At 73.2% G+C, this 12,940-nt stretch carries 13 protein-coding genes; 10 read left to right on the top strand and 3 right to left on the bottom strand.

Features of this window, described 5'->3' with window-relative positions; translation table 11 throughout:
* Positions 1 to 5 precede the first annotated feature (5 nt).
* Both IE272_RS35685 and IE272_RS35680 read right to left on the bottom strand, forming a co-directional pair.
* On the bottom strand, positions 6 to 815 hold the full coding sequence (locus IE272_RS35685; RefSeq protein WP_056707934.1) for a glyoxalase/bleomycin resistance/extradiol dioxygenase family protein: 810 nt from the start codon (positions 813 to 815) through the stop codon (positions 6 to 8).
* A 148-nt stretch (positions 816 to 963) separates the two neighbouring features.
* Positions 964 to 1,305, bottom strand: a complete 342-nt coding sequence (locus tag IE272_RS35680) for a DUF6479 family protein (RefSeq protein ID WP_056707937.1) — start codon at positions 1,303 to 1,305, stop codon at positions 964 to 966.
* Between the two features lie 229 nt (positions 1,306 to 1,534).
* On the opposite strand from IE272_RS35680, the gene IE272_RS35675 reads away from it, so the two are divergent.
* From IE272_RS35675 to IE272_RS35645, 7 genes are all read left to right on the top strand, one after another.
* On the top strand, positions 1,535 to 1,924 hold the full coding sequence (locus IE272_RS35675) for a hypothetical protein (RefSeq protein WP_050361564.1): 390 nt from the start codon (positions 1,535 to 1,537) through the stop codon (positions 1,922 to 1,924).
* A 61-nt stretch (positions 1,925 to 1,985) separates the two neighbouring features.
* On the top strand, positions 1,986 to 2,549 hold the full coding sequence (locus tag IE272_RS35670; RefSeq protein WP_007446929.1) for a 2Fe-2S iron-sulfur cluster-binding protein: 564 nt from the start codon (positions 1,986 to 1,988) through the stop codon (positions 2,547 to 2,549).
* Positions 2,546 to 3,556, top strand: coding sequence for an FAD binding domain-containing protein (locus IE272_RS35665; RefSeq protein WP_190009844.1), 1,011 nt, complete (start codon positions 2,546 to 2,548; stop codon positions 3,554 to 3,556). The genes IE272_RS35670 and IE272_RS35665 overlap by 4 nt, the downstream gene beginning before the upstream one ends.
* A 127-nt stretch (positions 3,557 to 3,683) precedes the next feature.
* On the top strand, positions 3,684 to 5,780 hold the full coding sequence (locus IE272_RS35660; RefSeq protein ID WP_190009842.1) for a xanthine dehydrogenase family protein molybdopterin-binding subunit: 2,097 nt from the start codon (positions 3,684 to 3,686) through the stop codon (positions 5,778 to 5,780).
* 181 nt (positions 5,781 to 5,961) lie between these two features.
* Positions 5,962 to 6,420: an ATP-binding protein gene (locus tag IE272_RS35655; protein ID WP_190009840.1), complete on the top strand. Its 459-nt coding sequence runs from the start codon at positions 5,962 to 5,964 to the stop codon at positions 6,418 to 6,420.
* Between the two features lie 159 nt (positions 6,421 to 6,579).
* On the top strand, positions 6,580 to 7,992 hold the full coding sequence (locus tag IE272_RS35650) for an NADP-dependent succinic semialdehyde dehydrogenase (protein WP_190009838.1): 1,413 nt from the start codon (positions 6,580 to 6,582) through the stop codon (positions 7,990 to 7,992).
* Positions 7,993 to 8,136: 144 nt separating this feature from the next.
* Positions 8,137 to 9,096 (top strand): D-2-hydroxyacid dehydrogenase family protein, encoded by a 960-nt coding sequence (locus tag IE272_RS35645; protein WP_050361568.1) that lies wholly within the window; start codon positions 8,137 to 8,139, stop codon positions 9,094 to 9,096.
* A gap of 128 nt (positions 9,097 to 9,224) precedes the next feature.
* Here the strand turns inward: IE272_RS35645 and IE272_RS35640 are convergent, their stop codons facing one another.
* Positions 9,225 to 10,340: a baeRF3 domain-containing protein gene (locus IE272_RS35640; RefSeq protein WP_056707947.1), complete on the bottom strand. Its 1,116-nt coding sequence runs from the start codon at positions 10,338 to 10,340 to the stop codon at positions 9,225 to 9,227.
* Positions 10,341 to 10,459: 119 nt separating this feature from the next.
* Here IE272_RS35640 and IE272_RS35635 point away from each other — a divergent pair, with 119 nt between their 5' ends.
* From IE272_RS35635 to glsA, 3 genes are read left to right on the top strand one after another with little or no spacing between them, the layout of a single operon-like run.
* Entirely contained in the window at positions 10,460 to 10,954 is a 495-nt protein-coding gene (locus tag IE272_RS35635) for a DUF1269 domain-containing protein (protein ID WP_007446916.1), read from the top strand.
* A 58-nt stretch (positions 10,955 to 11,012) separates the two neighbouring features.
* On the top strand, positions 11,013 to 11,576 hold the full coding sequence (locus tag IE272_RS35630; protein ID WP_056707950.1) for a hypothetical protein: 564 nt from the start codon (positions 11,013 to 11,015) through the stop codon (positions 11,574 to 11,576).
* Positions 11,577 to 11,588: 12 nt separating this feature from the next.
* Positions 11,589 to 12,938, top strand: coding sequence for a glutaminase A (glsA, locus tag IE272_RS35625; protein WP_056707952.1), 1,350 nt, complete (start codon positions 11,589 to 11,591; stop codon positions 12,936 to 12,938).
* The last annotated feature ends 2 nt before the right edge of the window (positions 12,939 to 12,940 follow it).

The following is a 12,940-nucleotide window of genomic DNA, read 5'->3' as shown; positions in this document are numbered from 1 at the left end:
GCGTGTCAGGCCGGGCTGCGCACATCGGTCACCGCGAACAGCGCGCCGTCCGGGTCCCGCAGGGTGACCTCGGTGCCCCCGAAGCCGGTGCGCTCCTCGACGAGGGCGCCGCCGTGCCGCTCGGCCGCGGAGACCGTCGCCGCAAGGTCCGCCACCGGGAACTGGACCTGCCAGTGCGGGCGTACCACCGGGTCGACAGCCGCCTCCACGGCCCCGGAGCTGATCCGGGCCAGCGGATGCCCCCCGCACCGCACGATGACCTCGTCGCCCTCGTACGCGACATCGCAGCACCCCGGTCGCCCGCTCGCCCAGTCGAGCACCTCGCCGTAGAAGATCGCCGCGTCGAAGGCGTTACGGGTCCGCAGCCGCAACCAGGCGTGCGCATGGCCGGCCGGGGCCGGCGGCGAGGCGGAGGCCTCGGTGCGCTCCCAGAGGCCGAAGGACGCCCCGTCCCGGTCCGACGCCAGCACCCCGCGCCCCTTGCCGAGCGTCAGCGGCCCCACCGCCACGGTCCCGCTGCGCTCGCGGACCCGGGCGGCGGCCACATCCGCGTCCTCCACCGCGAAGTACGGCGTCCAGGCCACCGCGACCTGGAAGGCGGAGGAGACGGCGAAGACGCCGGCCACCGGCACCTCGCCCCGGTAGGCCACGTAATAGTCCGCCCCGAGCCGCCCGGGGCGGAACGACCAGCCCAGGACCTGTGTGTAGAACCGTTCGGCGGTCTCCAGGTCCCGGGTCATGAGGGTGACCCAGCACGGTGCGGCCGGCCCCGTCAGCGGTGCTGCCGAGGCCGTACGGGGGTCGCTTCCGGTCATGGTCCACTGCCTTCGTCGGGGAGCGGCGCCCTGCCCTGCCGCTGCGGTCCAGCAACCAGCCTCGACCGGCCCGCCCGGTCCCGCAACGCGGGCCGCCGGGCGGCCCTCCGCGATGGCGGGGCCGGCCCGGCGGCCCGCGGGACGGGTTTCAGCCGCGCGGCCGCTCCTCGTCGGGCGGCAGCGGACCGTTGCCGTGGTCCTTCAGCTCGTACGGGGACAGGGCGTGACCGTCCGCCGGGAACTGGTCGGAGGAGTGAGGGTCGTGCTGCTCGACGTGGGTGCGCCCTTCCGGCTTCAGCGGCTGCTCGTCGGGCCGGGGCGGCGGCGGTTCGGCGTCGTGCTTGCGCTTGCTGAGGATGAAGCCGCCGATCAGCAGGGCGACGACGGCCAGCGCCACGATGGGCATGACGACCCCGAGGGCCCCCGCGCTCGCCGCGATCGGGGCCTCGGCCGACACCTCGACCGCATTGACTGCATTCAGAACATCCATGTAATGCGCATACCCCGAGAGAAGGGCATCAGTCAGCTATTCACAGCAATTCATGTTTTATGGGTATCTCATGGGAAACGCGTTTCAAGACGGTGCGCCAGGACCGCCCTCCTGCCCGCTCTCCGGGAGTCCAGACCTCTTTCGGACGCTTCCCGTGTCGCCGTCGACCGGATGCGGGGTCAGCCTGGAGTGGTCCCGAGGGCCTGCATCCCCAGCGGAAGGAATCACGGTGAACAGCACCCCCGAGCAGAACGGCGAGGATCACCCGGCGGGCCGGGAGGTGGTGGTCTCGCTCAGCGGCTGCGACACACAGGACGCACGGACGGTGTTCGACGTGCTCGCCACCGCCTTCGCATCCGATCACCCGATGGGCGAGACCCCCACGTCGGCCTCGGGTCCCCGCCCGACCGTCTGGGTCACCACCGTCGACGTGTCCGAACCGGGGGCGGCCGCCACCCCGGCCCGCCTCACCGCACCGGTCACGGTGGACGCCCAGGGCGGCTACTGGGCCGTCGACCGGTTGCGTTCCCACCTCACCGGGGCCTTCGTGGTGAGCGTCGTCGGCACGGCCGCCGGGGACCAGGAGGAGGAGGTCAGGCTGCGGCTGGAGAGCCGCTGACGGCCCGCACGTGAACACGACCGGGGTGACCCCGCCCCGCGGCGAAGCGAAAGGCGCGCGCATGGATTCCCTCGCTCTGGGAGCCGACCTCGAACCGGAACCGGTCGTCGACGAACACTCCACCGTGACCCTGCACGTCAACGGTGACCCGACGACGCTGACCGTCGACCACCGCACCACGGTCCTGGAGACGCTGCGGGAGAGCTTCGGCCTCACCGGGGCCAAGAAGGGCTGCGACCACGGCCAGTGCGGGGCCTGCACGGTCCTCGTCGACGGGCGGCGGGTCAACAGCTGCCTGCTGCTCGCCGTCGCCCAGGACGGCGCCACGATCACCACCGTGGAGGGGCTCGCCGACGGCGAGAGCCTGCACCCGGTGCAGCGGGCGTTCGTCGAGCGGGACGCCCTCCAGTGCGGCTTCTGCACCCCGGGCCAGATCTGCTCGGCCGTGGGCATGCTCCGCGAGGCCGCCGACGGCCATCCCTCGCACGCCACCGGACCGGAGACCGCCGCCACCGGGCCGGTCGCACTCGACGCCGACGAGATCCGGGAGCGGATGAGCGGCAACCTGTGCCGGTGCGGGGCCTACCCCAGGATCGTCGAAGCCATCGAGGACGTGATCGAGTGAAACCGTTCGGCTATGTGCGCCCCGCCTCCACCGACGAGGCCGTCCGGCTCTGCGCGGCCGGTCCCGGCGCCCGCTTCCTGGGCGGCGGCACCAATCTGGTGGACCTGATGAAGCTCGGCGTGGAGGCGCCCCGGGTCCTCGTCGACGTCGCCGGGCTGCCGCTGGACCGGGTGACCCGGACGGCCGACGGCGGCCTGAGCATCGGCGCCACCGCGCGCAACAGCGACCTCGCCGCCCACCCCGACGTGACGCGGAGCTACCCCGTGCTGTCCCAGGCGCTGCTGGCCGGGGCCTCCGGCCAGCTCCGCAACTCCGCCACCACCGGCGGCAATCTGCTCCAGCGCACCCGGTGCCGCTACTTCCAGGACGTCTCCAAGCCCTGCAACAAACGGCTCCCCGGCTCCGGCTGCCCCGCACGTGAGGGGACCCACCGCGACCTCGCGATCCTCGGGCACTCGCCGGAGTGCGTGGCCACCCATCCGTCCGACATGGCCGTGGCCCTCGCCGCGCTCGACGCGACCGTGGTGCTCCTGGGGCCCGAGGGCGAACGGACCGTCCCCCTCACCGGATTCCACCGGCTGCCGGGGGAGAACCCCGACCAGGACACCGTGATCAGGCCCGGCGAGCTGATCACCGAGGTGGTGCTCCCGCCGCCGGCACCCGGGGCGGCCTCCCGCTACCGCAAGGCACGCGACCGCGCCAGTTTCGCCTTCGCGCTCGTCTCCGTCGCCGCCACGCTCCGGGTGGAGGCCGGCCGTGTCGAGCACGCCACGCTCGCGTTCGGCGGCGTCGCCCACCGGCCGTGGCGGGCCCGCCGGGCCGAGGCCGAGCTGCGCGGCGCACCGGCCACGCCCGCGGTGTTCCAGCACGCCCTGATCGCCGAACTGGCCGAGGCGCGGCCGCTGCGCGACAACGTGTTCAAGGTGGACCTCACCCGACGCCTCGCCCTCGACGTGCTCGGCGAACTCACCGCCCGGCAGTCCGCGCTGTCCGCGCGGACCGGCTGAACCGCCCGGCGGTCCGCGCGGTCCGGCTGAACCGACCGGACCGCCGGACCACCGGAACCGCCCGGACCGTGCCCGACCGCCGGACGCCCGCCCGCGTCCGCCCGACGATCCCGAGGAAACCACCGCCATGACCACCCGAGCCCCGCAGTTCCCCGGTGCGCCCGTCGTCCGCAGAGAGGCCCGGGACAAGGTCACCGGTACCGCCCGCTACGCGGCCGACCTCGCGCCCGCCGGCTGCCTGTACGCCTGGACCGTCCCGGCCACCGTCGCGGCCGGACGCGTCACCGCCGTACGGGCCGTCGACGCCCTCGCCGTACCCGGCGTCCACTCCGTCCTCACCCACGACAACGCGCCCGAACTCCAGGAGCCCGACGACCCGATCCTCGCGGTACTCCAGGACGACCGGGTCCCGCACCACGGCTGGCCGATCGCCCTCGTGATCGCGGAGTCCCTGGAGGCCGCCCGGACAGGGGCCGGGGAACTCCACGTCGAGTACGAACGCGACCCGTACGACGTGACCCTCACCGACGACCATCCCGGCCTCTACACGCCCGAGGAGGCCAACGGCGGCCATCCCGCCGTCCGGGTGCGCGGCGACGTGGAACGCGCCCTGGCCGGGGCGAGCGTCCAGGTCGACGCGACGTACCGGACGGTCGCGCTGCACAACCACCCCATGGAGCCGCACGCCGCCACCGCCGTGTGGGCCGACGGACACCTCACCGTCCACGACTCCAGCCAGGGCTCTTCCAGGGTCCGCGAGAGCCTGGCCCGGGCGTTCGGCCTGGATCCGGACCGGATCACCGTGGTCTCCGAGCACGTCGGCGGCGGCTTCGGCTCGAAGGGCACCACCCGCCCCCAGGCCGTCCTGGCGGCGATGGCCGCCCGGCACACCGGGCGTCCGGTGAAGATGGTGTTCCCCCGGCCCCAGCTGGCGGAGGTCGTCGGCCACCGGGCCCCCACGATCCAGCGGGTCCGGCTCGGCGCGGACCTGGACGGGGTGCTCACCGCCGTCAGCCACGAGATCGTCACCCAGACCTCCACCGTCAAGGAGTTCGTCGAGCAGGCCGCCGTGCCGGCCCGCGTCATGTACGCCTCGCCGCACAGCCGGACCGTGCACCGGGTGACCGCCCTCGACGTCCCCAGCCCCTCCTGGATGCGCGCCCCGGGGGAGGCCTCGGGGATGTACGCCCTGGAGTCCGCCATGGACGAGCTGGCCTCGGCGCTCGGCCTGGACCCCGTGGAGCTGCGGCTGCGCAACGAGCCGGAGACCGAACCGGACAGCGGCCGCCCGTTCAGCAGCCGAGGGCTCGCCGCCTGTCTGCGCGACGGAGCGGCCCGGTTCGGCTGGCACGACCGCGACCCCCGGCCCGCCGCCCGCCAGGAAGGCCGCTGGCTCATGGGTACGGGCGTGGCCTCGGCGACGTACCCCGTCCTCGTCTCCCGGTCGACCGCGAGCGCCCACGCCGCGCGGGACGGCGCCCTGCGCATCGCCGTCAACGCCACCGACATCGGCACCGGGGCCCGCACGGTTCTGGCCCAGATCGCCGCGGAGGCGCTCGGCGTCGACCCGGAGGCCGTACGCGTCGACATCGGCAGCACCGACCTGCCCGTCGCTCCGCTGGCGGGCGGCTCCTCGGGCACCGCCTCGTGGGGCTGGGCCGTGCACAAGGCGGCGACCGCCCTCGCCGCCCGCCTCGCGGAGCACCGCCCCCTCCCCGCCGACGGGATCACCACCACCGCCGACACCGAGGAGGAGACCGGCGAGGAGTCCCCGTACGCCCGGCACGCCTTCGGCGCGCACTTCGCCGAGACGGCCGTCGACGCCGTCACCGGCGAGGTCCGCGTACGCCGCCTCCTCGGCGTGTACGCCGCCGGGCGGATCCTCAACGCGCGCACCGCACGCTCCCAGTTCACCGGCGGCATGGTGATGGGCATCGGCATGGCCCTCACCGAGGACTGCGGCATCGACCCGGACTTCGGCGACTTCACCGCCAGGGATCTCGCCTCCTACCACGTGCCCGTCTGCGCCGACACGGCCGACATCCAGGCGCACTGGATCGAGGAGGACGACCGCCACCTCAACCCGATGGGCAGCAAGGGCATCGGCGAGATCGGGATCGTCGGCACCGCCGCCGCCATCGGGAACGCGGTCCGCCACGCCACCGGCGCACGGCTCCGCGAACTGCCCCTCACCCCGGACACCTTGCTGCCCTACCTGCTCTGACCGGACACCGCCCCCACCAGCACGGACAGCCCAGCTGTTGCGCGTCCGGCGTACACGGCGCACCCTGATGAGTGACCCAGAAGTGATCAGTGCTCACGCTTCGTGTTCGGGGGTCGTTCGTACGACGGGGTGAAGTACGACGGGGTGAAACACGTGGGCCTCGTGGTGAGGAGCCTCGACGATGACCGTTCCACTCGACCGGCACTATTCGGTCGAACTGCAGGTGTCGGCAGAGCGCGTTCCCCGGTTGCGGCGGATCGTCGCCGCACACCTTCGTCACTGGAGTCTCGACCCGCACGTCCGGCCGGTGTGCCGGGCCCTGGACGAGCTCCTGACCAACGTCCACCGGCATGTCGGCGACGCCAACACCTGCGTCCTCGAACTCCGCTGGACCGGACGGCACGTGACCGTGTCCGTCGCGGACAACAGTGCCCGGATGCCGCGGCTGCTGCCGGCCGGCGGCGGGCTGAGCCGGGTCATGGCCCTGAGCGACAGCTGGGGCACCTGCCGGACCACGGACGGCAAAGTGGTCTGGTTCACCCGCTACGCCGAGGCGCCGCGGGCGGCGGGACTCCTCCCGTACGCCCCGCTGCCCGGCGTCCGCACCGCCCGCACCGTCCCCCTGGCGGTGCTCGCGTAACCGCCCCCGAGGGCGGCCCGCACACCCGGCCGACGCGGAACGTGCCTTCTCGGCACGCATGATCCGCGTCGGCCGGGTACGTGCGGGGAAGGGGGGCCGCGTTGCGCGGACCGGTGCGGCGCGGCACGGTCGAAGTACCCGTGCAAGGAGGCCACTGCCATGCCCATCGCGACGGTCAACCCCGCGAACGGCGAACTGATCAGGTCTTTCGACGCCCTCGGCGAGGAGGAGACGGAACGCAGGATCACCGCCGCCGCGGAGACCTTCCGCCATTACCGCACCACCCCCTTCGAACAGCGCGCGGCCTGGCTGAACCGTGCCGCCGACCTCCTCGACGAGGACCGCGACACCATCGCCCGCACCATGACCGTCGAGATGGGCAAGCCCGTCAAGGCGGCCCGCGCCGAGGCAGCCAAGTGTGCGAAGGCGATGCGCTGGTACGCCGAACGTGCCGAGGGCCTGCTCGCCGACGAACACCCGGACCCCGCCGACGTGCGGGACTCCGGCGCCTCCCGTGCGCTGGTCCGCTACCGTCCGCTCGGCGTGGTCCTCGCCGTGATGCCGTGGAACTTCCCGCTCTGGCAGGTGGTGCGCTTCGCCGCCCCCGCGCTGATGGCGGGCAACGTCGGACTTCTCAAGCACGCGTCGAACGTCCCGCAGACCGCCCTCTACCTGGAGGACCTCTTCCACCGCGCGGGCTTCCCCGCCGGCTGCTTCCGTACGCTGCTGATCGGCTCGGGCGCCGTCGAGGCGGTCCTGCGCGACCCGCGGGTCGCCGCCGCCACGCTCACGGGCAGCGAACCGGCGGGGCGCGCCGTCGCCGCCACCGCGGGCGACGAGGTGAAGAAGACCGTGCTGGAACTCGGCGGCAGCGACCCGTATCTCGTCCTGCCCTCGGCGGACGTGGAGAAGGCCGCCGCCACCGCCGTCACCGCCCGCGTCCAGAACAACGGCCAGTCCTGCATCGCCGCCAAGCGGTTCATCGTGCACGCCGACGTCTACGACGCGTTCGCCGAGCGGTTCACCGCGGGCATGCGGGCCCTGACCGTCGGCGACCCGCTGGAGGAGGGCACCGACATCGGGCCGCTCTCCACCGAACAGGGCCGCACCGACCTGGAGGAACTCGTCGACGACGCCGTCGAACGCGGCGCGGAGGCGCTGTGCGGCGGACGCCGTCCCGACAAGCTCGGCGGCGGCCTGGAGAACGGCTGGTTCTACGAGCCCACCGTGCTCGCCTCCATCACCACCGCCATGCGCATTCACCGCGAGGAGACCTTCGGCCCGGTCGCCACCCTCTACCGGGTCGCCGACCTCGACGAGGCGGTCCACCTGGCCAACGACACCCCCTTCGGCCTCAGCTCCAACGTCTGGACCCGCGACCCGGGGGAGCAGGAACGCTGCGCCCGCGACCTGGAGGCCGGAGGCGTCTTCTTCAACGGGATGACCGCCTCGCACCCCGCCCTGCCCTTCGGCGGGATCAAACGCTCCGGTTACGGGCGTGAGCTCGCCGGACACGGCATCCGCGAGTTCTGCAACGCCACCACGCTCTGGTACGGCCCCGAGGCGTCCTGACAGCAGCCCCGCCCGCGCGCCGTCACCCGGCGGAGCCGTCCGGCCCGACCTCCCACCGACAGGGTCACTCACCGGCCGCCGTCCCCCCGGGCCGGCCGATGAGCGATCATGGGCGGCGACCCGAGACCCACCGGAGAGGCCGCCATGAAGCTGCGCTGTGCCGTGATCGACGACTTCCAGTCCGTCGCCACCACCGTCGTCGACTGGTCGCCCGTGACCGCCGACGTCGAGGTCGTGTCGTTCACCGAGCACCTCGCCACCGAGGACGAAGCGGCCGCCGCCCTCGCCGGCTTCGACATCGTGGTCACCCTGCGCGAAAGGGTGCCCTTCCCGGCGGACCTGTTCGCCCGGCTGCCCCGGCTGCGGCTGCTCGTCGCCTCCGGTATGCGCAACTCCGTCATCGACTTCGACGCCGCGAAGCGGCACGGCGTCACCGTCTGCGGCACCGCCAGCTCCTCCACCCCGCCCGTCGAGCTGACCTGGGCGCTGCTCCTCGGCCTGGCGCGCGGGATCGTTCCCGAGGCGGAGGCCCTGCGCACGGACGGCCCCTGGCAGTCCACCCTCGGCGCCGATCTGCACGGGCGGACGCTCGGGCTGCTGGGACTCGGGAAGATCGGCGGCCGGGTGGCGCAGGTGGGCCGGGCCTTCGGCATGGACGTCCTCGCGTGGAGCCAGAACCTCACGAAGGAACGTACCGACGAGGTGGGGGCGACGCTGGCCGCGTCCAAGGAGGACCTGCTGGCCTCCAGCGACTTCGTCTCCGTCCACCTCGCGCTCGGGGACCGGACCCGGGGTCTGATCGGCGCGGCCGAACTCGCCCTGATGCGCCCGACCGCGTACCTGGTCAACACCTCCCGGGCGGCCATCGTCGACACGGACGCCCTGCTCGCCGCCCTGCGCGCCGGCGCCATGGCCGGGGCCGCGACCGACGTGTTCGACATCGAGCCGCTCCCGGCCGGCCACCCGGTGCGCACGGCCCCGCGCCTGCTCGCCACCCCGCACCTGGGTTATGTGTCGCGCGCCAACTACGAGACCTACTACGGCCAGGCCGTGGAGAACATCAGGGCCTTCCTCGACGGGCAGCCGGTCCGCCGCCTGGGCTGACGGCGGAGGGCCCCACCGGACGCTTCGGTCAGTAGCGCAGCGCCGCCGCGATCCGGCCGTGCTCCGCCAGCGAGCGCAGCCGGTCCGCCGCCTGGGCTGACGGCGGAGGGCCCCACCGGACGCTTCGGTCAGTAGCGCAGCGCCGCCGCGATCCGGCCGTGCTCCGCCAGCGAGTCGTCCTCGACGAAGACCACGTCGGCGCCGCTGTCCAGCGCCGCTTCGACCAGTTCGTCGACGATGTCCTCGCGGATCCGGCCGTCCGCGCTCTGCGTGCTTCCCTCGGGCGCCGGCTCCAGGTGCTCGTCGGTCACCTGAACGGCAGCCTGGAAGTGCTCCTCCACCGCGATCAGACCCGCCCGGCCCTCACGGACGGCGGCCCACACCTCGTCGAGCCCACCGGCGAAGGAGTGGGCGCTGCGGGCGTTGTCGAGCCGGGTCTCCACCTCCGCCGCCGCCCGGCGAGCACCTTCGTCGAGGGCGGGCCGCAGCTCTTTCAGGACCTCGGCGGGGGACAGGTCGGCCGGCGCGCCCTTGGTGACCCGGCCGACGGCGGACCCGGAACTCTCGCCGACCTCGTCCAGCAGGGCGAGAGCGGGGGCGAGGCCCATCAGATACAGCGGGCGGGGGTCGTCGGCGAGCACCGCGCGCAGCTTTTCGTCGACCGTACGGAAGAAGTTCCGCGTCTCCTCGTCGCTGAAGGTGCTCGGGGTGTCCCCGATCCGTTCCTCGCGCTGCGGGTTCGGCGGTTCCTTCGGCGCGGTCAGCGGGAAGCCGTCCACCTCCTCGGAACGGATGCCGTCGCCCGTGCCGATCCACAGCGTGGCGTGGTCGGCGGCGACCGTCAGCACCCGGAACGGCCGGGTCTGGGCCTTGGCCGCGACGAGGTTGCGGGTGAGGTAGGTGTCGCTGAGCACCACCCGTTCGGGCGCGCTCCGCGGAAGCTGCCAGATCCAGTACTCGTCGGTGGTGGCGAGGAGTACCAGGGAGTCCATCGCCCCGCGCGGGTCCACCTCGGCCGCCGCCCGCTCCAACTGGTCCACGAGGGCGGCCCGGACCTCGCGGCTGACCTGGGGGTCGGCGTCGAGGCGGTGTCCGGCCTCGGCCACCAGGTTCCGCAGGCGGACCGGGTCCTGGGCGTTGTCGGGGGCCTTGCGGTGGGTCGGCATGGTCAGGGACAGGGCCGGATAGGGCCGGGTCGCCCGCAGCTCCCGCAACAGGTCGGCGGTCAGGGCGTCCGTATCCATCGTTCCCTCCCAGGGCTCGAACCCGCTCCCGTATGAAGCGGATGCTTCGACGAGTCAATTCATACCTTTTGATCCTAATATGAGCGAGTTGTTGCCCTTGGAGTGCGGGAGGCTGCGCGATGTCCACGCTCACCGTGTGGAAGTTCCGGACGGCCGAAGGCGCGGAGAGCGTCGAGGAGGCGCTGAAATCCCTTCAGAAGGAAGGGCTGATCAAGATCCTCGACGCGGCGGTGGTCAGCTGGCCCGCCGACCGGGCCAAGCCGCGCACGAAGCAGCTGCTGAACCTCGTCGGCGCCGGGGCCCTCAGCGGAACCTTCTGGGGCATGCTCTTCGGCCTGATCTTCCTCATGCCGCTGCTGGGCGCGGCCATCGGAGCGGCCGCCGGGGCGCTCGGCGGGAAGCTCGCGGACGTCGGCATCGACGACGACTTCATCGCCGAGGTCAAGGAGAAGGTGACGCCCGGAACCTCGGCCCTGTTCCTGCTGACCATGAACGAGGTGCCCGAGCGGATCGGCGCACAGCTGCCCGGCGACGGCGCCGAGCTGCTCCACAGCAACCTCGACACCGAGCGCGAGGCGAAGCTCCGCGACATCTTCGGCGACGAGACGGTGTGACCCGCGCGCAGTCCTTCACCTCGCTCGCATTCCCTCTCCTGGATTGGACGGACCGCCCGTGAAGACGAACCTCCCTGTGCGCGGGGCGCGCGGCCGCCGCGCCGCCCGCACCCTGGCGCCCCTCGCCGCGGCAGCGCTGCTGTTCGCCGGCGTGGCGGCCTGCGACTCCGACACCAGCAGCGAAGGCACCGACCAGGGCGTCCACACCCTCACGCCCGAGCCGGAGGAATCGCCGTCCGAGGCGCCGAGCCCGCGCACCCAGCGGAGCTTCGCCGCCTCGGTGTCCGCCGAGTCCGAACGCGTACGGCAGGAGGCGGCCAAGCGGCTGGAGGAGGTCGAGGGCCGGGGCAACGCCGTCGGCGACGTCTCGGTCAACGGGCTGCCGCTCACCGCGTCCGAGGAGGTCCGCAGCGCGCTCGTCCGGGTCACCAACCCCACCGACGAGCCCACGTTCTTCGCCGTGAAGGTGGAGTTCGTCGACGCCGAGGACAAGGTCCTCGACACCGTCGTCGTCGGCGTCGAGGACGCCCCGCCGGGCCGCACGGTCACCGCCCAGGCCAACAGCCGCAAGGCCGCCGGGGTCAAGACCTTCCCCCGGGTCGCCCAGGCCGAGCGCGGCTGAGGGGCGCGGTCCATGAGCGCCGCCGACGCGGTGTCCGACTCCCTCCAGAATCTGCGCGACCGGTTCATCGGCGTACGGGACGGGAAGCCGGCCGACTACATCCCCCAGCTGGCCCTCGCGGACCCGGACGCCTTCGGTCTCGCGCTGGTGAGCATGGACGGACACCGCTACATCGCGGGCGAGGCCGAGGTCCCCTTCACCCTCCAGTCGGTCTCCAAACCGTTCATCTACGCCCTCGCGCTCTCCCTGCTCGGGCTCGACGAGGTGAGCCGCTGGGTCGGTGCCGAGCCGAGCGGCGAGGCGTTCAACGCCATCAGCCTCGAACCCGGCACGGGCAGGCCCGCCAACGCCATGGTCAACGCCGGTGCGATCGTCACCACCGCCCTGATCCCCGACACCCCGGACGAACCCGCCTTCGACCGGATCCTGCACTGCCTCGGCTGTTTCGCCGGGCGTGAACTGGACGTCGACGAAGAGGTGTTCAGCTCCGAGTCGGTGACCGGCGACCGCAACCGCGCGCTGGCGTACCTGATCCGCTCCACCGGCACCATGCCCGTCGACCCGGTCCTGGCGGTCGACCGCTACTTCCGCCAGTGCGCGATCCGCGTCACCGCCGTCGACCTCGCCACGATGGCCGCGACCCTCGCCTACGGCGGCGTGAACCCGGTGACCCGCGAGAGGGTCGTCTCCGCCGAGGTCGCCGCCCGAGTCCTCGCGGTCATGGCGACCTGCGGCATGTACGACGGCTCCGGCGAATGGCTGCTGCGTGTCGGTCTTCCCGCCAAGAGCGGGGTGTCCGGCGGCCTCATCGCGGTGGGCCCCGCCCGCTTCGGGGTGGCGACGTACAGCCCGCCGCTGGACGCCACCGGCGGATCGGTACGCGGCCACGCCGCACTGGAGGCGATGTCGGACCGCTACGGGCTCCACCTCATGCTCAACCCCGCGCTCCCCGGCTCCACCGTCACCCTCGTCACCACCGCGGACGACCTGCCGTCGGCGCCCTCGTCCGGGCACGAACGGGTCCTCCACGAACAGGTCGGCGTCGTCGTCGCCCAGGGGTCCATCGACTTCACGGCCGCGGAGCGCGTGCTGTACGCCCTGGACGAGTCCGGGCCGGACGGGGGCTCGGTGGTGCTCGACCTGCACGACGTCACGTCCGTCGACTCCGTGGCCCTGGCGATGCTGCACACCGGGCTCGCCCGGCTCGCCGGCGACGGGCGGCGCGCGGCGGTCGTCGATCCGAACGATCTGCTGGGCCCGTCCGACCTCGTACGGGAACGGACCGGCCAGGACCTGCCGCGCTACGCCACCCGTGAGGGCGCCGTCGAAGGCTGCGCGCAGGCCCTGGCCGGGGAGGGCTGAGC

Origin of the sequence: Streptomyces anulatus (assembly GCF_014650675.1) — a bacterium.
In the GTDB taxonomy this organism is placed as follows: domain Bacteria; phylum Actinomycetota; class Actinomycetes; order Streptomycetales; family Streptomycetaceae; genus Streptomyces; species Streptomyces anulatus.
This window is presented reverse-complemented; position numbering and strand designations above follow the sequence as displayed.